General features: G+C 57.5%; 22 protein-coding genes and 1 pseudogene. All 23 read left to right on the forward strand.

Annotated features, from left to right (window positions below; all coding sequences use genetic code 11):
• Positions 1 to 275: pseudogene (locus EOA19_RS05045) on the forward strand (capsular biosynthesis protein CpsI); the annotation flags it as partial.
• 97 nt (positions 276 to 372) lie between these two features.
• Entirely contained in the window at positions 373 to 1203 is an 831-nt protein-coding gene (locus EOA19_RS05050; RefSeq protein ID WP_164892844.1) for a glycosyltransferase, read from the forward strand.
• On the forward strand, positions 1200 to 2468 hold the full coding sequence (locus EOA19_RS05055; protein WP_128302896.1) for a hypothetical protein: 1269 nt from the start codon (positions 1200 to 1202) through the stop codon (positions 2466 to 2468). Before EOA19_RS05050 ends, EOA19_RS05055 begins: the two co-directional genes overlap by 4 nt.
• Positions 2461 to 3237, forward strand: a complete 777-nt coding sequence (locus EOA19_RS05060; RefSeq protein WP_164892845.1) for a class I SAM-dependent methyltransferase — start codon at positions 2461 to 2463, stop codon at positions 3235 to 3237. The genes EOA19_RS05055 and EOA19_RS05060 overlap by 8 nt, the downstream gene beginning before the upstream one ends.
• 5 nt (positions 3238 to 3242) lie before the next feature.
• Positions 3243 to 4052, forward strand: coding sequence for a methyltransferase domain-containing protein (locus EOA19_RS05065; protein ID WP_128302898.1), 810 nt, complete (start codon positions 3243 to 3245; stop codon positions 4050 to 4052).
• Complete coding sequence (locus EOA19_RS05070; protein ID WP_164892846.1) at positions 4030 to 5187, forward strand: glycosyltransferase; 1158 nt, start codon at positions 4030 to 4032, stop codon at positions 5185 to 5187. The genes EOA19_RS05065 and EOA19_RS05070 overlap by 23 nt, the downstream gene beginning before the upstream one ends.
• The gene (locus tag EOA19_RS05075; RefSeq protein ID WP_128302900.1) at positions 5184 to 6326 is read left to right on the forward strand and encodes a glycosyltransferase family 4 protein; all 1143 of its coding nucleotides are present in this window, start codon (positions 5184 to 5186) and stop codon (positions 6324 to 6326) included. Before EOA19_RS05070 ends, EOA19_RS05075 begins: the two co-directional genes overlap by 4 nt.
• A 57-nt stretch (positions 6327 to 6383) precedes the next feature.
• A complete protein-coding gene (locus tag EOA19_RS05080; RefSeq protein WP_128302901.1) occupies positions 6384 to 6722 on the forward strand; it encodes a hypothetical protein in 339 nt (112 codons plus the stop codon).
• A 247-nt stretch (positions 6723 to 6969) separates the two neighbouring features.
• Entirely contained in the window at positions 6970 to 8028 is a 1059-nt protein-coding gene (locus tag EOA19_RS05085; protein ID WP_031212199.1) for a DUF977 family protein, read from the forward strand.
• Positions 8029 to 8683: 655 nt separating this feature from the next.
• Positions 8684 to 9010, forward strand: a complete 327-nt coding sequence (locus EOA19_RS05090; protein WP_245273032.1) for a hypothetical protein — start codon at positions 8684 to 8686, stop codon at positions 9008 to 9010.
• Positions 9011 to 9342: 332 nt separating this feature from the next.
• Complete coding sequence (locus tag EOA19_RS05095; protein ID WP_128302902.1) at positions 9343 to 9663, forward strand: hypothetical protein; 321 nt, start codon at positions 9343 to 9345, stop codon at positions 9661 to 9663.
• Between the two features lie 121 nt (positions 9664 to 9784).
• Positions 9785 to 10594, forward strand: a complete 810-nt coding sequence (locus EOA19_RS05100) for a CpsB/CapC family capsule biosynthesis tyrosine phosphatase (RefSeq protein ID WP_023808540.1) — start codon at positions 9785 to 9787, stop codon at positions 10592 to 10594.
• A gap of 134 nt (positions 10595 to 10728) precedes the next feature.
• Positions 10729 to 11376 (forward strand): polysaccharide biosynthesis/export family protein, encoded by a 648-nt coding sequence (locus tag EOA19_RS05105; protein WP_023808539.1) that lies wholly within the window; start codon positions 10729 to 10731, stop codon positions 11374 to 11376.
• 29 nt (positions 11377 to 11405) lie between these two features.
• A complete protein-coding gene (locus EOA19_RS05110) occupies positions 11406 to 13784 on the forward strand; it encodes a polysaccharide biosynthesis tyrosine autokinase (RefSeq protein WP_128302903.1) in 2379 nt (792 codons plus the stop codon).
• 37 nt (positions 13785 to 13821) lie between these two features.
• Positions 13822 to 14931 (forward strand): hypothetical protein, encoded by a 1110-nt coding sequence (locus EOA19_RS05115; protein ID WP_245486062.1) that lies wholly within the window; start codon positions 13822 to 13824, stop codon positions 14929 to 14931.
• The gene (locus EOA19_RS05120; RefSeq protein ID WP_128302905.1) at positions 14928 to 16259 is read left to right on the forward strand and encodes an O-antigen ligase family protein; all 1332 of its coding nucleotides are present in this window, start codon (positions 14928 to 14930) and stop codon (positions 16257 to 16259) included. The genes EOA19_RS05115 and EOA19_RS05120 overlap by 4 nt, the downstream gene beginning before the upstream one ends.
• A gap of 144 nt (positions 16260 to 16403) precedes the next feature.
• Complete coding sequence (rfbA, locus tag EOA19_RS05125) at positions 16404 to 17285, forward strand: glucose-1-phosphate thymidylyltransferase RfbA (protein ID WP_023808535.1); 882 nt, start codon at positions 16404 to 16406, stop codon at positions 17283 to 17285.
• Positions 17286 to 17288: 3 nt separating this feature from the next.
• The gene (rfbC, locus tag EOA19_RS05130) at positions 17289 to 17840 is read left to right on the forward strand and encodes a dTDP-4-dehydrorhamnose 3,5-epimerase (protein ID WP_023808534.1); all 552 of its coding nucleotides are present in this window, start codon (positions 17289 to 17291) and stop codon (positions 17838 to 17840) included.
• A 22-nt stretch (positions 17841 to 17862) separates the two neighbouring features.
• On the forward strand, positions 17863 to 18933 hold the full coding sequence (gene rfbB / locus EOA19_RS05135) for a dTDP-glucose 4,6-dehydratase (protein ID WP_128302906.1): 1071 nt from the start codon (positions 17863 to 17865) through the stop codon (positions 18931 to 18933).
• Positions 18930 to 19811, forward strand: coding sequence for a dTDP-4-dehydrorhamnose reductase (rfbD, locus tag EOA19_RS05140; protein ID WP_128302907.1), 882 nt, complete (start codon positions 18930 to 18932; stop codon positions 19809 to 19811). The genes rfbB and rfbD overlap by 4 nt, the downstream gene beginning before the upstream one ends.
• 131 nt (positions 19812 to 19942) lie before the next feature.
• On the forward strand, positions 19943 to 21517 hold the full coding sequence (locus EOA19_RS35775) for a class I SAM-dependent methyltransferase (protein ID WP_245486063.1): 1575 nt from the start codon (positions 19943 to 19945) through the stop codon (positions 21515 to 21517).
• Between the two features lie 85 nt (positions 21518 to 21602).
• The gene (locus EOA19_RS05155) at positions 21603 to 22703 is read left to right on the forward strand and encodes a rhamnan synthesis F family protein (protein WP_128302908.1); all 1101 of its coding nucleotides are present in this window, start codon (positions 21603 to 21605) and stop codon (positions 22701 to 22703) included.
• 33 nt (positions 22704 to 22736) lie between these two features.
• Entirely contained in the window at positions 22737 to 23729 is a 993-nt protein-coding gene (locus tag EOA19_RS05160; RefSeq protein ID WP_128302909.1) for a methyltransferase domain-containing protein, read from the forward strand.
• The last annotated feature ends 152 nt before the right edge of the window (positions 23730 to 23881 follow it).

Raw genomic sequence — 23881 nt, forward strand, 5'->3', positions numbered from 1 at the left:
GTCCCGATCCGGCCACAAGCAGCGCCCCCTGGCGCATCTTCAACATCGGCAACAACAACCCGGTGAAGCTGACCGCCTATGTCGAGGCGCTGGAAAACGCGCTGGGCCGCAAAGCCATCGTCGAACTCTTGCCGCTGCAGCCCGGCGACGTGCCCGATACCTTTGCCGACACCTCGGCGCTGGAGCAGGCGGTCGGCTACCGCCCGACGACGACGGTGACCGAGGGCGTGGGGCGGTTCGTCGAGTGGTACAAGGCGTATTTCGGGCGGGGATAAGGCTCGGCGTTTCCCGGCTGATCCGCGCTGTTCCATGATCACGTAACCAGGAGCAGATGGAATCGATACGGCTCGCAAACAGGCAGTCTGCAATCCATTGCAGTCCCAGGCGCTATTGAGCGTCTGCATCCCCACGTTCAATCGGCGGGATCGCGTTGCGGCGCTGGTTCAGCAACTGTTGCGTACGGACTGCCCATTGCAGATATGCGTCCATGTCGACGGTTCGACCGACGGAACGAACGAAGCGCTTGCGGAAATCGCATCTCGCGATGCCAGTTTGGTGGTCACCACCGGCCCGAATGACGGCAGAGGCCGCGCGATGTTTTCGGCGATTGCTTCCGCCACTGGCGACTATTGCATGGTCTTCGATGATGACGACGATCTCTTCACCGATCGCTTGCCGGAAGTCTGTGAGCACCTCTCGCAGAGAAGTGTCGATGAGAAGATTGCGGGTTTTGTGTTCTCGATGGCTCTTGGCCACCCAGAGAGGGCAGCAGAGCCGTTTCCGTCGGAACGGACAAACCTGATAAAGATGCGGGCCGACGAACGGGTGGTCGGCGACAAGAAGGAGGTCATCAAAACTCCTTTGCTTAAACGGGTTGCCGTGCCCCCAGCGGGGCGGTTCCGCCGTGTTCCAACATCTCTTCTCTGGTCCAGATTGGCGATCGAATACGACGTTATCTGTGTCAATGTCGAGATTGGACGGAAACGATATTTGCCGGAGGGGATGACGGCAAGGATTCGGCTTCTTCAGCGGCAAAATGCATACCCGATGTTGTTGCTGAACTTGAACTACATCAAGGCGTTCTGGCTAGGACGATATCGGTCGGTTCGGTTCCTGGGCAAGGCGGTTCTTGCCTGTTTGAGCTTTGGTGCCTTGAGTTTCCCGTTCTTGCTCAAGAGGTCATTCGTGCGGGTGACTTCATGAAAGAAGCCAGCCTGTGGAAGTTGGTGGAAGCCATCGTAATACGAATTGTTCCTGGTCTTCTGAACATAGCGACGTTGCTGTACATCGGCAGCCATCTGGAGACTGGACAGTACGGTATTTTCAGCACGACGATTGCAACAGTTTCATTTATTTCGACACTTGTTTTTGGAGTCGCGACCTATTCGATAATGCCGGTTTCCGCAAAAATGCATGCCGCGGGAATGGGTAGAGAGTACGTATCGTCCATCTTGACCGTGCTGGCAGTTGTGGCGTTGTTTGTCGTCCTGTCTGGACTGGCACTGACGTGGCTGGGATTTGGCAATGCCGTTGCCGCGACCATCATCGTTTCTTTCGGCTTGCACACCGCACTTCAAGAGATTTTGAGGTCACAACTGCGCTTGTGGGCGTACGGTTGGTCGGCGATTGGCCAGGCCGTCGCATACCAGGCAGGAGCCATAGTCCTGCTTGTCGGAGATGCGAAAGTAGGCTCGGCTCTTGCAGCCTTTTCGCTCAGCTATTTCGTCGGAGCGCTGATTTCATTTGCCTTGCTGGGACCTAGGAATCTGAGACGGCCTGGCTTTTCCTATCTTGCCGGGTCTCTGGTCACTGGCTGGGGATTTGTGTTGAGCAATCTGGCCGAGAGCGGCGTGTTTGTCGGCATCCGATACATAGTTTTGTTGCTTGGCTCCGAGACCCATCTCGGTGTCTTCTCGTTTTGTGTCGATCTTTCACAACGGTCCGTCGGCTTCTTCATGAATGCGGCCAGCTTCGTTTTCGTGCCAAGGGCGTTTCTCAGCGCCGCAAATGGAAACGTCAGGGAGTTTCGGCGCGGACTGTTCGAGGGAGCGGCCATCGCACTCATTTTTGCGACCGCGGCGGCGGCCGGAATAGTTGGCCTGTTTTTCTCGGGCCATGCCTCCGGATGGCTGGGGAAGTCTTTTGACCCTGTGGTGTTCGGGATCGTTTCTTGTGCTGTTCTGGTCAACAGGACGAAAAAGGTGATCATCGATCCGTTTGCGCTTCGGTCGAGCAAAGCGATGACGTTGACCTATTCCTACGCGATAGGGGCGTTGGCTTGCTGTTGTCTGGCGGCATTGGGCCTTTGGTGGCGGGTGCCGCTTGGCAGTGAAATGGCGTTTTTGTTCGGATATGTCGTTGCCGCTGCCTGTTCCTTTTTCGCATTGAGGAATGTGATTGCAGACCAAGGGCCTGATGCGAAACAGCGCACTGTTTTGGTGGTCGGGCCGGATGCCAGAAATGAATGAGAAGAAAGCACTCTACGACGAGGAAAACAGGCGCATCGTCCATGTCGGCACGGTGGCTGATGACGACTATTGGGATTCTCACTGGGCCGAAGGGATTGTCTTGAGGCCGGATCGCTTAGTCGTTGAAACCACCAGGCGATACCTGACCGGATCGGCCAAGATCCTGGACGCTGGATGTGGCTTGGCCAATACGGTCCATGGCCTCCACCAGGCAGGCTTTTCCGCCTACGGGATCGACTTCGCGCAGAAGACCGTGGGGATGGTGAACCGTGCCGCGCCCCATTTGCAAGTGACCGTGGGGGATGTTCGAGCAACGGGCTTCGCGGACGAATTCTTCGATGGGGTGTGGTCTCTGGGGGTGATCGAGCACTTCTTCGACGGTTACGATGAGATCGCATTGGAGATGAGGCGCATCATCCGGTCAGGAGGAGTTGCCTTCGTGACAGTGCCGAGCATTTCTCCTCTCCGACGGCTGAAGATCAGAATGGGTCTCTATCCCAGGTTTTCAGGTGAACAGGCCGGATTTTACCAGTTCGTTCTTGAGCCGTCTTCGATTGTTTCCAGTTTCGAACAGCACGGCTTCAAGCTTCTGGGATCACAGCCAAGGGGAGGCTTCAAGGGGCTGAAGGACGAGACATTTTTCTCCAAGCCGATGCAGGCCTGGTACGACAGCAAGAATGGAATCCTGAGAGGTTTGCGTGCTGCCGCGGACCGGTTGCTCGGCCCATTTTCGCATCATACGCGGCTCTACGTCTTCCACAGGATATAGCGCGGATGTCAAATCCGAGTGGGCGCAGATCGCCAGACGAAACCGGTGGTGAAGCAGTGTCGATATTGCGAAAGTTTGTTCGCGCGAATGTGGCCATTTCCGAGCTCCTGGACAGTGCTCTGCCGCGGCGCCTTCGCATCGACGGCAACCGGACCTTTGCGACGGAGATAGCACCTCCCTTACTTACCTCAAACGCACGGGTTTACGATCTTGGCGGGGGTGCCAGGCCGTTCGTCAGTCTTTCGGAGAAGCGGCGCCTGGGGCTTTTTGTCGTTGGGCTCGACCTCGACGCGGAAGAGTTGTCGAAAGCGCCACGCGGAATATACGACGAGGAGATTGAAGCGGACCTTACCTCGTTTAGGGGGAGGGGCGATGCTGACGTCGTCATTTGCCAGGCAACGCTCGAGCACGTCCGTGATGGCGAGGGTGCCCTGCGCGGCATTGCCAGTTGCGTGAAGCCGGGAGGCATGGTTGCCATTTTCTCGCCCTCGCGCAACGCCGTTTTTGCCAGATTGAATCGGGTCCTGCCGGAGGGGATGAAGCGACGGCTGCTTTTTGCGATCTATCCTGAAAAGGGCATGGGTCATGACGGGTTTCCGGCCTTCTACGACAAGTGCTTGCCCAGTGACGTCGAGACAATCGCAAAACGGAACGACCTGGAACTTGTCGAGCGCCGTCTGTTCTGGAAAAGCTCCTACTTCTATTTTTTCGTGCCGGCCTTTCTTGCCTGGCGCATCTGGTTAGGCGTTTCGGCCCTGTTTCTCCGCAAGGATGCCGCGGAAACCTACGCCTATGTCTTTCGGCGAAAACAGTGAGTTCCCGCGGCTCATGAAAAGGAAGCTCGCGCTGATCGCCATTCCGCTCGACAGAAGAGGCGGTGCCGAAACCATCCTGAAACTTGTTGCGCGCGCACTCGCGAGGCGACCCGACTGGGACGTCGAAATCGGTTTCTTGGGTAGCCAGGCGGCGGGCGAGGCCGCTGGATCACACCAGGACGGAATTCGGTGCAGCTACGGCTTTGGCGGCGGCAAGGCCATGAGCGAGTTTTTGCTCGCCCCGCGGCTGCTCCGGCGTCGGTACGATTTGGTGTTCTCGAGTCACGCACGGGTAAACTCGTTTCTGGCTGCCGCCCGAAGCATTGGACTTCTCCGCAGCCATAGGCTGGTCGCCCGCGAGTCCACGGTACTTCTGGATCGCTTCAAGGGTCCTCGCGCGCTCGCTTACAAGGCGCTCTACGCTGCCTATGGCAGCCAAGACATGATAGTCGCGCAAACGAGCTATATGAATGAACGCTTGCGTGACGTATTGCCCCGGCGAGCAATCGCCAAGTTGTGTACTTTGCCCAACCCGGTCGACGACGATCTCATCGTCAAAATGTCCATGGAGTCATTGTCCGGGCACGACGCCGAGATACTTTCCCGCCGCCCACAGATAGTCTGGTGCGGCCGGCTGATTGATGTGAAGCGTCCGACGATCGCGGTTGATGTGCTGGCCGAAGTCAGACGAAGGACCGGCGAGGATTATGAGCTGACCATGGTTGGCTCTGGCCCCATGGAAGCGGAGTTGAGAGCCCGCGCCGGCAAGCTTGATCTGGCCTCGCGACTAAATCTGCTCGGCCAGAGAGACAACCCGTTTCCGCTGTTTCGCGCAGCGCGTGCCGGCATGCTCACGTCGGCGACGGAGGGATTTCCCAACGTCCTTCTGGAAATGATGGCTTGCCGGATTCCCGGCATCGTCACCACCCCCTGTGCGGGAGATCTGGACATGCTGTCGGGCCTGGAGATTTCAGCCGGCTTTGGCGCGTCGGAAATTGCGGAAGCACTGCTGAAGGTCATTCAAGTCGGTGATCGGTCGGCCTTGTACGGAAAGACCTTGTCGGAAAGATCGCCGGATCGGTTTGCGGATATGCTGTTGAGAGCGCCGTCGTCATATCCGGGTGGGCAGAGATGACGGCCGTTGCTCGCAACAAGATAGTCGTCTCGATAAACACATCCTGGAATGTCGTCAATTTCCGCAAGGGACTGATCGAGGCGCTGCGGAGCCGTGGCTATGACGTGGTCGTCGTCGCGCCGAGAGACGAGTATTCTCCGCTGATTGGGGCCATGGGCTGCCGCTATGTCGAACTCGACATGGACAATTCCGGCACGTCACCGTTGCGGGATTTGGTCCTTCTGTGGCGCTACTGGCGTCTCTTGCGGCGCGAGAGACCGCTGGCGTTTGTCGGCTTCACGATCAAGCCCAATGTGTTCGGCTCCATCGCGGCCAATCTGAACGGCATTCCCGTCATCAACAACATTTCGGGATTGGGGACGGCGTTCGTCCGCGGTGGTCTGCTGCTCAGGATTGCCAAGGCCTTGTACCGGGTGGCATTGGCCCGTTCCAAAATGGTTTTCTTCCAGAATGACGATGACCGGATGCTGTTCGTCGACGAACGTCTGGTTCGCAAGGATCGAACCGCGCTTTTGCCTGGCTCCGGCATCGACCTCGTGCGTTTTGCCCCGTTGTCCGAAGCGCGCACCGGGTCTGGCGCCATCGTCTTTCTTCTCGTGGCCCGGCTTCTCTGGGACAAGGGTGTCGGCGAGTTCATCACGGCGGCCCGTCGGGTTTGCCGTGAGGTGCCCGGAGTGCGTTTCCAGCTACTCGGCTTTCTTGATGTCGAAAACCGGACCGCGGTCAGCCGCGAGCACGTGGAAAAATGGGTTGGCGAGGGATTGGTCGAATATCTCGGCTCCACCGAGGATGTGCGGCCTTTCATGCGTGCCGCCGATTGTGTCGTGCTGCCCTCCTACAGGGAGGGAACGCCGCGCTCGCTGCTCGAGGCGGCTGCGATGGGCAAGCCGCTGATCGCAACCGACGTGCCAGGATGCAGGGAAGTGGTGGACCACTCCGTCAATGGCTTCCTATGCAAGGTGAGGGACCCTGATGACCTTGCGAGCAAGATGGTCGAGTTTGCGCGGCTGGACGGCTCGTCCAGGGACAGAATGGGGGCACAGAGCAGAAACAAGGTCGAGCGGCAGTTTTCGGAAACGATCGTCATCGAGAAGTACATGCAGCAGATAGAAAGACTGAGCGCCCTTGCGACGAAATGAGCGGACCGGCCGCACAGGGTCGGATGGAGGATGGTTTTGTCAGTCAGGAGCATAGCGTTGCTTGCCGTCGTGGCTGTTTTGTTTGGTGTTGGCTTTCTGGGCATCATCGTGATGCAGAGGGGCGGCCCGTCCCCCGCGAAGCCGGTAGCCGAGCTCAAGCCGTTTGACGGCAAGCTCGCAATCCCATCGGTCGATGATCTGCGCGTCGGCGGTCGCAAGATCCTGCTGTGCGGAGCGGCGTTTTCCAGGCCTCAGGCTATGCGCCTCCTGGTGACGGAAGCGGCGCGCCGAGACTATCAGGGGCTCGTCCTGGCCTGCAAACCTGTCGGTGCCGGAACACCTTGCGACGGCAAGATCGCCTCCAGGGTTGGCGATACCTTGTTGTGCAGTGCTTGACGGCCGAGGGCGAAGATTTGGCCACCATACTTACGCAGGGCGGAATTCTCTGCGGCCAGCCGGTTCAGGCCGGCGCAACGTACAAACCTTGCTGAGCAGGTCGCCAGTAAAGACCGGAGCCTCTTGCGGCGAAGTGAGTGGGTCTTGTTCTCAAGCTGGCCGGCTGCCCGTATTTGGGTATTTATGGGTCCTTTCTTGGGTATGTCGGTTCTTGAATTTTCGGGTATTTGTGGGTATATTTGTGGGTATGACCCTGAAGATCGACTCTCTGCAAATTACCACCGAGATCCTTGCCCTGGTCTCGGAGATCGACGAATTCAAAGGGGCTTGGCGAGCGCTGGGCGCGCTCGCTCCGGAGCGCCTATCGGCTCTGCGCCGCGTTGCGACCATCGAGAGCATCGGCTCTTCTACCCGTATCGAAGGAAGCAGGCTTACTGACGGCGAAGTGGAGCGGCTGCTCGCCAACCTCGACATCAAATTCTTTGAGTCCCGAGACGAGCAGGAAGTCGCCGGATATGCGCAGGTCATGGAAATGATCTTCGCGCATTTCGATGCGATTGATCTGACCGAAAACCACCTGACACAACTACACCGTGACCTGCTGGCGTTCAGCAACAAGGATGAACGCCATCGCGGTGCATATAAGACACTCGCCAATAATGTCAGTGCGTTCGATGCCGACGGGAAAGAGATTGGCGTCATTTTCGAAACGGCGACGCCCTTCGATACACCAAAGCGGATGAAGGAGCTTATCGAGTGGACTCGCAACACACTCAACGAGCAAAGCCTGCACCCTCTGCTCGTCGTCGCAATCTTCACGGTGGTGTTTCTGGAGATACACCCATTCCAGGACGGGAATGGACGGCTGTCGCGCGTTCTGACGACGCTCCTGCTGATGCGCAGCGGATATGCGTATGTGCCTTACTCTTCCCTCGAAAGCGTGATTGAGAACAGCAAGGAAGGCTACTATCTGGCGCTACGCCAGACCCAGAAGACGATCCGCAGCCCGAACCCCAATTGGCAGCCATGGGCTGTGTATTTCCTGCGCGCTCTGCAGCAGCAAAAGCGGAGGTTGGAGAAAAAAATCGAGCGGGAACGCCTTGTGCTCGGCACGTTGCCCGAACTCTCGCTGCAAATCGTTGAGGCCATCAATGAGCGTGGGCGCATAACCATCAGCGAGATCGTCAACTTGACAGGTGCAAACCGAAACACCGTCAAAAAACACTTGGCCATTCTGGTCGAAGCGAACCATCTGGCCCAACATGGAACCGGCAAGGGAACGTGGTACGGCCAAAATAGGCGGTAAAGGCTCCAAGTCTGAGGCACGTCGACTTGGTGAATTGGATCGAGGTGGGGGCATGGAGCCAGATCTCTATGGCCGAGAGATGAGGAATGGGTAGCCGAGCCGGCCGTCTACCCCGTTGGCCGCGATTGGTATCGAGCCGATCTCGAATTACATGCTGTCAGCAGGAATATCTACACCGAAAATGTATCTATAATTCAATATATTAGCTTGGGTGTCGGAAGGTTTGGCGCGCTCAGCTTGGTCAAATCTTATCGAGCCAGTCACCGCGGAAAGGAGACCTAAAATTTTTGCCCGGTAATAAGAAACCTGTGAAAGTTAGTCGAAAACTATTAATGCGATTTGGCTAAAGTACTGTGCTCGGACAGACACGCATCAGCTTAAATCGCCTCGCGCGCGCGAAACAGGTTGGAATTGTGGCCAAAAACTGGTACGCGCTGATGCACTGCCTTTGACTGGGTGCGTCTGAAGTGGTGCAGCAAGAAGGGATCGAAGACTGATGAACCTTGTGGTCAAAACTGCGCTTGCCGTATTTGTCGTGTCAATCGGGTTTGGTCCAGCTTCATCGTTTGCCCAGGATGCTTCGTGCAGCTGCGCGACACCCTATCAAGGTTCGGCAAACCCGATCGGATCCATCCGTTCCGCCATCGGTGATGTGATGGTGTCGCAGACGGCGGGCTATGGCGCTGCCAAGGTTGGAAGCGCGCTCGATTTCGGCAGCCGTGTGGTGGTTGGCGCCAAGGGCGCGGCCTCCGTTCTGGTCGGCGGCTGCAATCTGGAGGTTTCGGCCAATTCGAGCCTCGACGTTTCCCGCCTTGGCGACAACATTTGCCTCAAGCTTGTCGGCTCGGAGCAGACGGCTGCTATTCAGCCCTCCGGCGGCGGCGCTGGGTTCGGTCCGCCGGAGACGATTTTCGCCGGGGCGCTTCTGACGTCTGGCGTGCTCGCGGCGACGCAGGACGACGACAACGGCGTCAGCCGCTGACGAAGATATGGCGGCGTCGGCCGCTGTGGAGAAGGGTCTGGATAGGTTGGCGGGCCGGCTGGTTTATTGGGTTTGTTAACCATATTGTTCTATTGCTTGGGGCGGGGCGGGCTGTAATTCGTACCAACAGGGCGAGTTACAGATTTTGGTGGGGTAAAATGATGAGTTGCCATCGGTTCGGGGCTGCTTTTGCTTTTGTTGCATTCGTCGCAGGGGGCGTCCTGTTCGCCGAGCCCGAGGCTGTAGCTCAGCAAACCTGTTCCTGTCTTGCGCCCGTGCCGGCGTCCGAAGACGCGATAGGTCGTCTTACGCAGGTCCGGGGTGATGTCCAGATGTCCCAGGCCGGCGGCTATGCAGGGGTGGATGCCGAGGCGCCGGTGTATGCGGGCGCGCGCATCATGACCGGGGCGCAGGCGTCTGCTTCGCTGGCTATCGGAGCCAATTGCGCGCTCGATATTCCAGCCAATGCCACCGTCAAGGTCGACCCTATCGAAGGCGGCATGTGCGTTTCGCTTGAGACACCATCTGCGACGATCGTACCCGCCAGCTCAGAACCTGGCATGCTGCCGGTTCTCTTGGGCGGCGCCGCCGTCGGTGGTGCCGTCGCCCTTATTATCGGCCTGCAGGATGACGACGACGCGGTCAGCCAATAGGCGGGATACGACCCCCGTTGTTTTGCGTAAATTTGTCAAATGCGTCATTCGCCTTCATGCGGGTGACGCGTTTCTATTTTTGTCGAGGCGAAGCTTTGCCTCCTCTCAACCAGAAACGCCAATGATCGACCTGCATTCACATATCCTGCCCGGTCTCGATGACGGTTCTCCTGACTTGGCCATGTCGCTGGAGATGGCACGGCTGGCAGTCGCCGACGGTACAACGCATATGGCATGTACGCCGCATGTAATGCCTGGGGTTTATGAGAACGCCACGCAAAACATTGCCGAGGCTGTTCAGGCGTTGGAACTGGAGCTTCATCGCGCTGCCATACCGCTTACCCTATACGTTGGCGCTGATGTTCATCTCGCGCCTGATCTTTCCGATCGATTGAGGCTTGGTACGGTGCCGACTCTGAACGGATCCCGCTATTTCCTGTTCGAACCGCCACATCACATTCTGCCTCCGCGGCTCGAAGACTTCGCCGCGCGTCTCATAGGCGCCGGCTTCGTGCCGATCCTCACTCATCCAGAGCGGTTGACCTGGATCAAGGCGAATTACGACGTCATCGAGAGGTTGAATACGCTAGGCTGCCTTATTCAGCTCACGGCTGATTCTGTGACGGGGGCCTTTGGACGTACGGCGCTCTACTACTCGGAGAAGCTGCTGGATGAGGGCAGGGTGGATATTGTCGCCTCCGACACGCACGGCGCCAGCCGGCGCCGGCCAGGGCTTTCGCAGGCGGTTGTCGCCATCGCGAACCGGTGTGGGGAAGATGAGGCTTACAACATGGCAGTGAAACGCCCGGACGCGATATTGCAAAATCGGCCGCTCGTGCCCATCGGAAAGCAAAGCGCGAGGAAATCGGGCGGCAGCAGTGCGGGGCGGTTTGGCGGATTGGGCCGGTTGTTCAAGAGCGGGGCTCTTTGATGGGCATTTTCGATCTTGCAAGAAGTCATGCGGGCACCGTGCCCGCTTTGCTCGCATCGCTAGCAATATCTGCTTGCGCAAGCACTTCGTCGACATCGACGTCCTCCACCAGTTCTGTCGATGCGCTGCAGCCGATGGCGTCTTCATCGGCGCTCTCAGGCGGTGGTACGCTGCAGGTGGTCAAGGATCTCCCGCCGCCGCAGAATACCCAGAACGGCAGCGAGCAGCCGCTGTCTGCCAACGATGTACTCGAGGTCAGTGTGTTTCAGGTCGATAATTTGAACAGAACAGTTCAGGTCGACGCGGGCGGGCAGATTTCGCTTCCGCTGATTGGAACCATGACTGCAGCCGGCAAGACCGTTCGTCAGCTCGAGAAGGAAATCGAGACTGCCTACGGTGAAAAGTACTTGCAGTCGCCTGACGTGACGATTTTCGTCAAGGAGTCGATTGGCCAGCGCATCACGGTCGATGGTGAAGTCAACAAGGCCGGCATTTATCCGGTGTCCAGCAGCGCTTCCTTGCTCGACGCGATCGCCCTTGCCGGAGGGTTCAATCCGGTCGGTGATGCCGGCAAGGTCTTCGTCTATCGCAATGTCGGCCAAAACAAGCTGGTCGCAAATTACAATGTCGAGGAAATCCGCGCCGGCAAGAACCGCAACCCGCGGATCTATGGCGGCGACGTGGTCGTCGTTTTTGCTTCGAAGTCGAAAATCGCGATGAACAATTTGAAGGATGCGCTGGGCCTCGCCTCCAGCGCTGCCCGCATTGCGGTCATTCCGTAGACACGGACAACTCCAGGATCACCTCGCGCATGCTCGATCGTAACAGGCAGCCCCAACTTGCCGGACCCGGACATGGCCAGGCCCTGTCCGCGGACTCCTATTACGACGTGCCGCAAAACTACGGTCCCTATGGTCGCGACTATGCGGGCCAGGATGAGGGGTTCAACCCGCTCAAGCTGCTTTTATACATCGTCCAGTATCGCTGGCTGATCGTCATGATGGCGGCGGCCGGGCTCGTTGCCGGCGTCATCGTGACGATGATGCAGACACCAAAGTATCAGGCGATGACGCAGCTCGAAGTTCTGGTGCCTTCGGCGAAAGTGTTTCAGGACATTGAGGTTGTTTCCGAAAACAGCGACGTCCGGGCCTTCCTGACCGCTCGGGAGAAGCTGAAGAGCCGGGCATTGGCTCAGCGCGTGGTGTTCCAGCTTGGGCTTAGCGAAAAACCGGATTTTCTGTTTCCGACGCCGAGCTTTTCCCCGAGCAATATTGTCTACCGTGCGTTCGGGATGTCCAAGTCACCCTCCATTGAGGAGAAAACGCCCGAAGAGCGCGAGGCAATTGCGATCAAGCGCATCCAGGAAGATCTGACTGTCAATCTGGTCACCAATACAAGCCTGCTATCGATCACCTTCGTCGATCAAAAGCCGAAATATGCAAGCGACGTTGCCAATCAGGTTGCGCAGAGTTTTATCGATCAACGTCTCGATCAGACCAGCGAGACCTCTGATCTGGCACGGCAGTTCATCCAGGAACAGGTTTTGCAAGTGAAGCAAAAGCTGCAGACCTCCGAAGAGGAACTGGTCACCTATGCAAAAGATGCCGGCATCACGGTTACCGGCGATGACAAATCGCTGATCGGCTCCAACATCGAAGCCCTGAACACCGCCCTGGCCACTGCAATCCAGGAGCGTCTTGATGCGGGGCGGGTGGTCGATCAGATAGAAAAGGGCCGCGGGTCGAGCCTCGGTCCGGTTCTGGAAAGCGAAGGTTTGCAGAAGCTTAGCGACAAGCTGGCGGATCTGACCAGCCAGTATCAGCAGAAATTGGGCATCCTGAAGCCCGGTTTTCCGGAAATGCAGCAATTGCAATCGCAGATCAAGGAACTGCAGCGACTCTACAACAACGGCGTGCTGGCGATAACCGATTCGTTGCGGCTGAAATATCAGGAAGCGCAGAACAAGGAAACCGACCTCAAGTCCAAGCTCGCGGAGATGGAGAGGCAGCAGGTCGTCTTCAACGACAAGAATATCAAATACACGATCCTGAAACGCGAAGTCGACTCCAACCGGTCGCAGTATGACAGCCTTATCGCCAAGCTGAATGAAGTCGGCGTTAGCTCGGAGCTCAAGACGCAAAGCGCTGCGATAGTCGATTTCGCTTCGCTGCCCACAGCCCCCTATTCTCCACGTCTGAGCATCAATCTTGCAGTCGCTCTCGCGCTTTTCATGGCCCTGGCGGCATCGATCATCTACATCATCGAGTTGCTGAACAACACTTTCACCAACCCGGAGCAGATCGAGAAAGAGCTGGGGCTGGCGATGCTCGGCATCCTGCCGCTTGTCGGTGACCGCGAACTCATAGCCAGCATCGCCGATCAAAAATCCGGGCTCTCCGAGGCCTATCGTTCGCTGCGAACATCGCTGCAGTTCTCCGGTGCGGAGGGCGCGCCGCGATCGCTGCTGGTGACCAGTTCGGAACCGTCGGAAGGCAAGTCGACCACGTCGTTCAAGCTTGGCCAGGATTTCGCGGCACTCGGCGCAAGGGTTCTGCTTGTCGACGGCGATCTCCGCAAACCCAACCTGCACCGGCTGTTCGGCCTCGACAATGCGATCGGGTTGAGCAACCTGCTGACAAATACCGTTCGCAAGGACGATCTGCCCAGCATTTTCAGACCGACGAAATACCCCAATGTCACCGTGCTGACGTCCGGAACGATTCCGCCGAATCCGGCCGACCTGCTCTCGTCGCCGAAGATGGCGTTGATCTTGACCAATCTAGGCAAACGCTTCGATCTGGTCATCATCGACGCCCCGCCGGTCGTCGGTCTTTCCGACGCACCAATCCTTAGCCGGCTTGCCGAAGGCACATTGATGGTCGTTTCGACCAATCAGGTCACACGCAAGTCAGCCAAAACGGCACTCAAGCGTCTGCGCTCAGCCGGTGCGAACGTGATCGGAGCGGCGATGTCGAAATTTACGGTCAACAAATTCGATTACAATTACGCCTATAAATACATGAACTATCAGTACTACGACTATGGCGCGAGTACCCCGAAAATTGAGGGCAAAGTCGATGACGGAGCAGGCCAGCCCGCTCACGCGAAATCTCCGGCGTTCAGGCGTTTGGTTCGTCGCCTCCGTTCTGGTGTTGGCGGTTTCGTCGATAGGGCTAAGTCGGCTTCTTGAGTCGGAAACGCGGGCCGTCTCGCTTGCGCTTGATCCCTTGAACACAGATGCCTTGATAGGCGAAATTGCCGGTCGGTTGAGCGAAACAGGCGACGGTGTTGATCTCGACGTCTTGGCAGCAAAGGCGAGGGGCGCGCTTCGTTTCAACGTCGCGGACGCCCGGCTCTACAGCCTGATAGGCGAGATTGAGTATCGACAAGGCGAGAAAGACGAGGCTTTTGAACTCTTCGACCAAGCTCGAAAGCTGTCCAAGACCGAAATCCATTCGCTTCAGAGATCGATCGATCGCTCGATCGAGGTGGGCGATCTGTCAAAGGCCGTTGCCGAGATCGACACGTTGCTGCGCCGGTGGCCCGACAGATTTCCAGTCATTGCGGCAGGCTTGCCGGCTATTCTTTCAAACCCGGACGGATATCAGGCTGTCCTGGCAGCCTTAAGGATCGAGGCGCCGTGGAGATCCAATCTTTTCTCCGCCCTTGGTAAGGATCCGCGGGGCCTGCGCGTCGCAAATCAACTGTTGCTTGACCTTGCCGGATCGAGCTCACGACCGACGTCGAAGGAATTGTCTGCCGTAATCGACGGGTATATCCGGCAGAAGGAATACGAGGCGGCCTATCGGCTGTTCCTGTTCAGTCTGTCCGATCAGGAGCGGACACTGGCCGGATACATTTTCAACGGCGGCTTTGAGCATATCCTCAGCGACAAGCCATTCGACTGGCAGGTTCGCGACCGCTCCGGTCTGGAAATTACCTTTGCCGGGGCGCGCGATGTCGGCGAAAGCGATAGCGGAGCGACTGTCCGGTTCCTGAATACGCCGGTGAAGAACGCCGCGCTCGAGCAATATGTCGAACTGCCTCCCGGCTCCTACAGGATTTCCCTGATCGCCTCCGCGAGAAACCTGAAGCTGCCCAAACAGTTGTTCTGGTCCATCAGATGCGCGGATCCGGCGGGCGAAATAGCGCGGTTCAACATTCCGGAAGGCACATTCAATCGGCGGCAGTTGAGCCTGGATTTCGCGATCGGACCAGGCGCGTGTCCCATGCAATTGTTGCGGCTGGAAACAGCTGCCATCGCTGAGAGCTGGCGATTTCGGTACGTTGGCACGCTGGTCATGCACAAATTGAGCATCGAAAGAGTTTCATCTTGAGAGAGCGGTCAACCCGGTCCACGGAATGGGAAAAATATCTGCTTGGGTCGGTTCTTTTCCTGTCAGTGCTGATTGGCGGCGGCACCGCGAGCGGTCTCTACACCGAAGCGCTGATCGAGGTGGCGGCGATTGCAGCGGCCGCGGCCGTCTTTTCAAGGCCGTCGGAGCACGGCATCCCTCGCTCGGCCCTGTGGTTGCTTGCTCTGGGCCTAGCCGTGTTCTGTTTTCAGATCGTGCCGCTGCCTGCCGCCCTGTTGAGCGGATTGCGGCCTGAGGTTTTACTTGCAAATCCATGGCTGAGCGGTGAAACCGGGCTGCGTTTCGTCAGTGTCGGCGTGGGACGTACGATCGAGTGTCTGTTGTACTTCGTGGCGATGGCTGCATTCTTTCTGAGCGTCACCCGCTTGCGCCCAGATCAGATCTACAGTCTTCTGCCCTTCTTTTTGATGGGTGTCATCTGTAACGGACTGGCTGCGGCGATCCAGTATTCGCTCTCCGACACGGTTGCCATACAGGGTTTGCTGCCGTTCACGATCAATGCGGGACTGTTTGCCAACCAGAACCATTTTTCAGCTTTGCTCTTCGTCTCCATCCCCTTCGTCGTCTACTACGGCCTGTTTCGCGGGCACCTTCTGTCCGGGTCGCTCGGTTTGACAACGCTGCTGCTGCTGCTTCTGGCCGCCGGTTCGCGCGCCGGTATTCTGATAGGGCTGGCGATCACAATAATATCGGTTGTCTTTCTGTCCGCGCGCTCGAGGCTGGGCGGGTATGGAATACCCGCTGTCTTCATCGGGCTTTCGCTTTACACGATCGGGGCGTGGACGAAGATCGATGCGGAAGTGGTTGACCCGGCCTTTGGACGGGCCGAATTTGCCCGCACGACGATCGCGGGAATTGAAGAGAACTGGGCGACGGGCGTCGGCTTTGGCAGTTTTCCGAAGGTCTACCAGATTTACGAAAAGGGAGAGATGATCTTCAAGCCCTACGTCAATCACGCCCACAATGATTATCTGGAGTTGGCACTTGAAGGTGGCGCGCCTGTTGTCTTTCTGGTCGCGGCCTACTCGGTATTGCTTTTTGCGTTTTCCCTTGCGGCACGGCGAGATCCGCTGCAGAAAATGGCATTTCTCTCAGTATCGTTTCTGCTCGTTCATTCCCTGGTCGATTATCCCATGCGAACGGCGGCGCTTGCGATGACTTTCGCCTATATGAATGGCATCATCTTTCACAAGGGATTCGCTGGGCGGTTAAGCCAGAGAGGCGAGTCGACCGAGGCCCATGATGACAATCTGCTTGTTCCCGTCAGGCCGGCCTTGGCAAGACGATAGCAATGCGTCGCCTGGAATTGGCCATGGATTGGCGCTGGACCGTGACCCGGTCGTTTGCCGAACGCCGAGATTGACAAGCCATTGCATGGAACCTAAGCACGGGCGGCTGGGGCCGGGGGGTTCAGGCATGTCAAGGAGAGCTTCTTGAAAGGAATTATCCTTGCTGGAGGCAGTGGAACGCGTCTTTATCCACTAACATTAGCAGTCTCTAAGCAAATTCTGCCGATATACGACAAGCCGATGATCTATTATCCGCTGAGCGTTCTGATGCTCGCGGGTATCCGTGAAATTCTGATCATTTCGACGCCGCGTGACCTGCCGATTTTTCGCGATCTGCTTGGCGATGGATCGGAGTTCGGCCTCGACCTGTCCTATGCCGAGCAACCGCAGCCCAACGGGCTGGCGGAGGCCTTCATCATCGGCCGCAATTTCATCGGCAAGGACAACGTGTCGATGATCCTCGGCGACAACATCTATTTCGGCGACGGGCTGTCGCAGCTTTGCCGCGACGCAGCCTCGCGCGAAAAGGGCGCTTCGGTGTTCGCCTATCATGTCGAGGATCCCCAGCGTTATGGCGTGGTTTCCTTCGACAAGGCCACGGGAACGGCGCTGACGATCGAGGAAAAGCCGCAGGTGCCGAAATCCAACTGGGCGGTCACCGGTCTCTACTTCTATGACAACGACGTCGTCGACATCGCCCCTGCCATCCGTCCCTCGGCGCGCGGCGAGCTCGAGATCACGGCGGTCAACAACGTCTACCTCGAGCGCGGCCAGTTGCATGTGCATCGGTTGGGGCGCGGCTTTGCCTGGCTCGACACCGGCACGCATGACAGCCTGCATGAGGCCTCGTCATTCGTGCGCACCATCGAGCACCGCCAGGGCATCAAGGTCGCCTGTCCCGAAGAGATCGCCTTTGAACAGGGTTGGCTGACAGTGGACCAGGTTCTGCGTCGCGCCGACCACCTGGGCAAGAATGAATATGCCGCCTATCTGCGCCGGCGTGTCGTTGACCTGTCGGAGGGCTAGGCGTTGGAGGTCAGGCCCCTTGGCATCGATGGCGTGCTGGAAATCGTGCCGAAGCGACATGGCGACGCGCGCGGTTTCTTCGTGGAAACCTACAATGCCGAGCGCTTTTCGCAGGCCGGCATAGACTTGGCTTTCGTGCAGGACAATCATTCCTATTCCGCCGCGGCGGGCGTCTTGCGAGGGCTTCACTATCAGCTTGCACCGCGCGCGCAGGACAAGCTGCTGCGCGTCATCCGGGGCAGCATTCTCGATGTGGCGGTCGACATTCGCCGCGGTTCGAAAACCTTCGGAAAATGGGTCGCTCTCGAAGTATCGGCCGAGAAGGGCAACCAGATTCTGGTGCCGAAAGGCTTCGCGCACGGCTTCGTGACGCTCGTGCCTGACACCGAGGTCCTGTATAAGGTGACCGACACCTATTCGCAGGCGCATGATCGGTCGATCCGTTTCGACGATCCCGACATCGGCATCGAATGGCCGTCATTGACCGGCGGGTTCCAGCTCTCGGACAAGGATCTCAAGGCGCCGCTGCTGGCCGCCGCCGAGGTGTTCGCCTGATGGGTTACGTGAGGACAGCGGCATGAATTTTCTGGTGACGGGCGGTGCGGGCTTTATCGGTTCGGCGGTGTGCCGGCATCTGTGCGCCAACCCGGCCTATCGGGTGACCAATCTCGACAAGCTTACCTATGCGGGAAACCTGGCCTCGCTGCGGCCGATCGAGAACGCACACAATTATTGCTTCGCGCAGGCCGATATCTGCGACGAAAAGGCGGTGCTCGACATCCTCCGGCGCGACGATATCGACATCGTCATGAACCTTGCCGCCGAGAGCCATGTCGACCGCTCGATCGATGGGCCGGGCACCTTCATCGAAACCAACATCGTCGGCACCTACAAGATGCTCAATGCCGCGCTGGAATACTGGCGCGGCCTGCCCGAAGACAGGAAGAGCCATTTCCGCTTCCATCATGTCTCGACTGACGAGGTGTTCGGCGATCTTCCCTTCGATGGCGGCATGTTCGTCGAGGAAACGCCCTACGCCCCATCCTCGCCCTATTCCGCCTCGAAAGCGGCCTCGGACCATCTGGTGCGGGCCTGGCACGAAACCTATGGCCTGCCGGTCGTGCTTTCCAATTGCTCGAACAATTACGGACCCTATCACTTTCCCGAAAAACTGATCCCGCTGGTCATCCTCAATGCGCTCGATGAAAAGCCGCTGCCGGTCTATGGCGCCGGCGCCAATGTGCGCGACTGGCTGTTCGTCGAGGATCACGCGCGCGCGCTGGAACTTGTCGCGACCAGGGGACTGCCGGGCGAAAGCTACAATGTCGGTGGCAATTCCGAGCGGACGAACCTTGGCGTCGTCGAGACGATCTGCGATCTGCTCGACATCAGGCGGCCGCGGGCAGGGGGCAAGAGCTATCGCGACCTGATTTCCTTTGTCACCGACCGCCCCGGTCACGATCGCCGCTATGCCATCGACGCCTCGAAGATAGGCCGGGACCTGGGCTGGGCGCCCAATGAGAATTTCGACAGCGGCCTCGCCAAGACCGTCGACTGGTTTCTCGACAACAAATGGTGGTGGGGACCGATCCGCGAGCAGCGCTATGCCGGTGAACGGCTGGGCGAAGCACGCAAGGGGGCGGCGTGAGGCTGGTTGTCACCGGACGCGACGGGCAGGTCGCGGCAGGCCTCCTGGAGGCCGGCCAGGCGGTCGCCGGCGTTGAGGTCATCGCCATTGGCCGTCCGCAACTCGACCTCGCAAGACCCGACACCGTGATCGAAGCGATCGCGGCCGCGAAGCCCGACATCGTCGTGTCGGCCGCCGCCTACACGGCCGTGGATCAGGCCGAGGACGAGCCCGATCTGGCGTTCGCGGTGAACGCCGTCGGCGCCGGCAAGGTGGCGCAAGCCGCGGCCCGCCTGGGCGTTCCCGTCATCCATCTTTCGACCGACTATGTCTTCGACGGCACCGCCCCTGGCGCCTATGTCGAGACCGACGCCACCGCTCCGCGCAGCGTCTATGGCGCCTCCAAGCTTGCCGGCGAGCAGGCGGTTGCATCGGCCAATCCGCGCCATCTGGTCCTGCGCACGGCATGGGTCTACAGCCCGTTCGGCAAGAATTTCGTGAAAACCATGCTGCGGCTGGCCGCCGACCGCGACGAGATCGCGGTGGTGGCCGATCAGTGGGGAAATCCGACATCTGCACTTGATATCGCCGACGCAATCCTGCATGCGGCGGCACAGCTGCAGGAGGGCGCCGCCACATCCGGCATCTATCATCTGGCCGGAACCGGCGAGGCCAACTGGAGCGGCTTTGCCCGCCATATCCTCGACACAAGCCGCGTGTTGGGTGGTCCTTGGGCGCGGGTACGGGACATTGCTACGATGGACTATCCGACCAAGGCGCGCCGCCCCGCCAATTCCCGGCTGTCGAGCGCGAAGTTTGCCGCTGCATTCGGCTGGGATGCGCCGGACTGGCGGCAATCGACGGAAGCGGTGGTGCGGCGGCTTCTTCGGTGTGCTTGACGATGCCCTTGCCCTTCGGGAACAACGCGCTTGCCTGGACTTGAAAGACAGCGATGATTCCTTTCACTTCGACGGCATTCCGATTCCCTGACCTCGATGCTCCGTCCGCATGGATCGAGCACGTTCCATTCATGTTCTGGCTTGTCGATGCGTTCCGGCCGCATCGGTTCGTCGAGCTTGGCACGCACACCGGTGTCTCCTATTGTGCCGCCTGCCAAGCCATCGAGCTGCTGCGTCTCCCCTGCAGTTGCTATGCGATCGACACCTGGAAGGGTGACGAGCATGCCGGCTTTTACGATGAGCGGGTCTATACCGATCTGGCCACCTACCACGCTCCAAAGTATGCGGCCTTCTCGAGTCTCGTGCGGTCGACTTTCGACGCGGCTGTTGACCATTTCGAGGATGAAAGCATCGACCTGTTGCACATTGACGGACTGCACACCTACGACGCCGTTCGCCATGACTTCGAAAACTGGCGGCCGAAACTTACGCGGAATGCCATAGTGCTCTTTCATGACACGAACGTGCATGAACGCGACTTCGGAGTCTATCGACTTTGGGGTGAGGTCTCGGCGGGTCGGCCGCATTTCGAGTTCCTGCATGGGCATGGCCTGGGCGTCTTGGGGATTGGCGACAGCTACCCGAAAGCGGTCGAGGGACTTTTCGCCGCCGGTGAACAAGATCATTGCCGGGAGGCTGTACGAACCGCCTTCGCCCATCTTGGCCAGGCGGTTGCCCAGCGCGGCAATACGGCCGATGCGGCAAGGCTAGCAGAGACGAAGCTTGCACTGAGCCGATCAGAATGGCCCCGATACCAAGATATGATCCAAGAGGATATGGCGACGAAGGGCATTTATCTCGATGTCGATTTTTATCGAAACAGCTATGCCGATTTGGCTCATATGAGCGACGAACATCTCCGCGATCATTTTGCGAAGCATGGCGCTCAAGAGGGGCGGTTAGGCACGCGCATGTCATTGCGCGAGCACTTTCTGGATGAAGTGAGATCAAACCGCTCGATCCTCGAAATCGGCCCGTTCTGTAACCCCCAGGTGACTGGCGGAAACGTTCGGTATTTCGACGTCCTTGATAGTCAGCAATTGGTCGCCAGGGCCGAGCAGATCGGGTATCCGATAAAGGCTGTTCCACAAATTCACTACACGTCACCCGTCGGCAATCTTTCGGTGGTTCCCGACAGGTTCGCTGCTGCGATCAGTTGTCACTGTATCGAACACCAACCCGATTTGATCCACCATCTTCAGCAGGTCGCAAATATCCTGGACGATGGCGGACGATATTATGTAATCATTCCAGACAAGCGATATTGCTTTGATCGCTTCATTCCCGAATCCACGATCGCCGATTTTCTGGACGCACATTTTTCGCAGCGCAGAACGCACAGTCTCGCTAGTGTGATCGAACATCGTGCGCTGACTGTGCATAATGATTGCGTTCGGCATTGGCAGGGTGACCACGGTACCCCGTTGCAATCTCCAGAAATCGTGAACCGCGTGCGAGATGCGATTGAAGAATACAAGCAAGCCCATGGCGGCTATGTCGATGTCCACGCATGGCAGTTTACACCGGAGGGCTTTCAGCGCGACATCCAGGCATTGTATGAACTCGGCTACTCGCCATTGCGCCCATTAAGAGTGCATGGGACATCGCACAACCGAAATGAATTCACTGCTATTTTGTCGCGCTGAGCAGACGGAATCCGTGCGGTCATCAGAGTCCGTAAGTCACCTGGAAGGCCGGAACGGCAAGAAGTCGTTATGAAGGAAAGTTGACGTGGCGATTAAGAAGCTTATTGGCAAGGCTATCGAAACTCCGCTAAAATATTGTGCTCGTGCGATATTTCATTACCCAAAGGTAATTTCTGCGATGCTGCGCCGCATTTCGGGGAAGAATAGCTTTATAACGGAGAGCATTGAAGGCGGACGCCGATTTGAGAATGGTAAATATGCCATCTTTCTAATATGGCAGCCGCATGGTCTGCCCTGGTACGTCCAGAATGCCCTCGATGCGCTTTCGGAGGCAGAAATAAATGTCATCGTGGTCGCAAATCATGCCCTCAACGAATCGATGAAGGCAGCGCTTTCGTCGCAAAGTCGTTGGATGCTCTCGCGAGATAATACGGGATTCGACATTGGCGGATTCCAGGACGCAACCCATTTCGTGCGCGAGAACTTTGAGATTGATCGTCTGATCTATCTCAATGACAGCATCTACCTTTTCAGGGAAGGTTTGACAGAGATGATGCAGCGGCTCGCAACCTCGAAAGCTGACATATGCGCCGCATTCGAGAATTGGGAGATTTTCTACCATATCCAATCGTTCTGCTTCTCGATGTCGCGCCGCGTGCTGGACTCTGCTGCAGCAGTAGAGTTCTGGAAAAACTACCTGCCTGTTAATTCGAGAAGATGGGCGATAAATGCCGGTGAAATCGGGCTTTCAAAAGCAATTATACCGGGTGCGAATAAAATAGAGTTGATTTATTCACCAAATGACATCAAGCCGCACTTAAATGATCTAACGTCAAGTGAATTAATTTCGATGAACACCAGCATTCCGGTCGCACTTCGTTTCAAGAAAAAGGAAGTCAAAGGATCTCGGAGAGTTGAGATACAAGGCGAGATACTGGATAGAATATCGGGGCGTTCGCAAATTCACACGGGTGGGTTCCTGTATCGGAAGTTTCTGAGAAGCCCGATTCTGAAGAGAGATCTCGTGTATCGGTTGCAGTATTCAATCTATGATGTTGAAGCCCGTCTTCAAGAGCTTGGTCACGAGGGCCATATTGATGAAATTCTGTCGGATATGAGGCGGAAAGGCGTTGGAACTCAAATGGGTTTCTTGAAGAGAATCCAGTTCAGCGATGGAATCATATGACTAGCATCGGCCGTTCTTGACACCGGAGGAGACATGGACAGGACAGAATTGCTGCTTTCACTATTCGATTCGAACGGCTTTGGGCTTGAGGTCGGTCCAAGCTACAACCCACTTTTACCAAAATCTGCGGGCTTCAACATCGAAACGATCGATCACGCCGATGCTGCAATCTTGCGCGAGAAATATAGCAACAATGCATCAAAAATAGAGGAAGTCGATTATGTTTCGGATGGACGTAGTCTACTCGAAGTCATTGGCAAAAAGGAACGGTACGACTTCATTTGCGCTTCGCATGTGATCGAGCACGTTACCGATGTCGTTCGGTTTATCCAGGACTGCGAAACCCTTCTGAAACCCGATGGCCGGCTGGTCTTGGCTGTGCCGGACAAGCGCTATTGCTTTGACGCATTCCGCCCGCTGTCCACCGTTGGGCAGGCGCTGCAGGCGTACATTGAACAACGCAAACGGCACGCTCTTGGAGTCATTTTCGACCAGGCCTCGTACACCTGCACCAAGGCGAAACAGATCGTCTGGATTGAGCCGACCTTGGATGACGTTGAATTGGTGGGAGGCGGCGAGGAAGCCAAAATGCAGTTCGAAAGCGCGCAGGCCAGTGACGACTATCACGACGCGCATGGATGGCAGTTCACGCCGACGTCGTTCCGGTATCTGGTCAAGAAACTTCGCTCACTCGGATACATCAAGTCGGGCGAACTGGCCTTTCATAAGCATGATTCCCCCCGCCCAGGCATGCATGAATTCTACATAAGCCTCTCTAAGGCCGCTCCGGTGCTGCAGAAACCCGACATCGATCTGCTCAAGGAGACAGAGCGCGAGTTGCGCGAAATACGCACCAGCCGAGACGATAAGTACGACTTCGACGCCGCAAAACAGCTCAATGCTGCCAAGCAGGAGATTCAGTACCTCACAGCAAGGAACGATGCCCTGCTGCAGTCAACATCGTGGAAAGTAACTGCCCCGCTACGATATATTCGATCGACGTTCTCGCGCTTTAAAGTCGGGTGAGTATCGATGCGTTTCGGCAGAGCCGGCTTGTAGAGCTTAGCATCGGGCTCCTGTTGCTCCGCCGGCCAAGCCGTCGATTTCCTGGTTGCGCAATTCGGCCTGTTGTGCGAGGTGCCGACTACACCAAGGCAAGATGCAGCAATCTCAGATCA

Source organism: Mesorhizobium sp. M7A.F.Ca.US.010.02.1.1 (assembly GCF_004023085.1).
Taxonomy (GTDB): domain Bacteria; phylum Pseudomonadota; class Alphaproteobacteria; order Rhizobiales; family Rhizobiaceae; genus Mesorhizobium.

What these genes read in the sequence shown, in the direction of transcription:
- EOA19_RS05055 (WP_128302896.1), top strand. Translation starts at nt 1,200, where the DNA reads ATGAAAGAAGCCAGCCTGTGGAAGTTGGTGGAAGCCATCGTAATACGA.
- EOA19_RS05060 (WP_164892845.1), top strand. Translation starts at nt 2,461, where the DNA reads ATGAATGAGAAGAAAGCACTCTACGACGAGGAAAACAGGCGCATCGTC.
- EOA19_RS05065 (WP_128302898.1), top strand. Translation starts at nt 3,243, where the DNA reads ATGTCAAATCCGAGTGGGCGCAGATCGCCAGACGAAACCGGTGGTGAA.
- EOA19_RS05070 (WP_164892846.1), top strand. Translation starts at nt 4,030, where the DNA reads ATGTCTTTCGGCGAAAACAGTGAGTTCCCGCGGCTCATGAAAAGGAAG.
- EOA19_RS05075 (WP_128302900.1), top strand. Translation starts at nt 5,184, where the DNA reads ATGACGGCCGTTGCTCGCAACAAGATAGTCGTCTCGATAAACACATCC.
- EOA19_RS05085 (WP_031212199.1), top strand. Translation starts at nt 6,970, where the DNA reads ATGACCCTGAAGATCGACTCTCTGCAAATTACCACCGAGATCCTTGCC.
- EOA19_RS05090 (WP_245273032.1), top strand. Translation starts at nt 8,684, where the DNA reads ATGGTGTCGCAGACGGCGGGCTATGGCGCTGCCAAGGTTGGAAGCGCG.
- EOA19_RS05095 (WP_128302902.1), top strand. Translation starts at nt 9,343, where the DNA reads ATGTCCCAGGCCGGCGGCTATGCAGGGGTGGATGCCGAGGCGCCGGTG.
- EOA19_RS05100 (WP_023808540.1), top strand. Translation starts at nt 9,785, where the DNA reads ATGATCGACCTGCATTCACATATCCTGCCCGGTCTCGATGACGGTTCT.
- EOA19_RS05105 (WP_023808539.1), top strand. Translation starts at nt 10,729, where the DNA reads ATGGCGTCTTCATCGGCGCTCTCAGGCGGTGGTACGCTGCAGGTGGTC.
- EOA19_RS05110 (WP_128302903.1), top strand. Translation starts at nt 11,406, where the DNA reads ATGCTCGATCGTAACAGGCAGCCCCAACTTGCCGGACCCGGACATGGC.
- rfbB (WP_128302906.1), top strand. Translation starts at nt 17,863, where the DNA reads ATGAATTTTCTGGTGACGGGCGGTGCGGGCTTTATCGGTTCGGCGGTG.
- EOA19_RS35775 (WP_245486063.1), top strand. Translation starts at nt 19,943, where the DNA reads ATGTTCTGGCTTGTCGATGCGTTCCGGCCGCATCGGTTCGTCGAGCTT.
- EOA19_RS05160 (WP_128302909.1), top strand. Translation starts at nt 22,737, where the DNA reads ATGGACAGGACAGAATTGCTGCTTTCACTATTCGATTCGAACGGCTTT.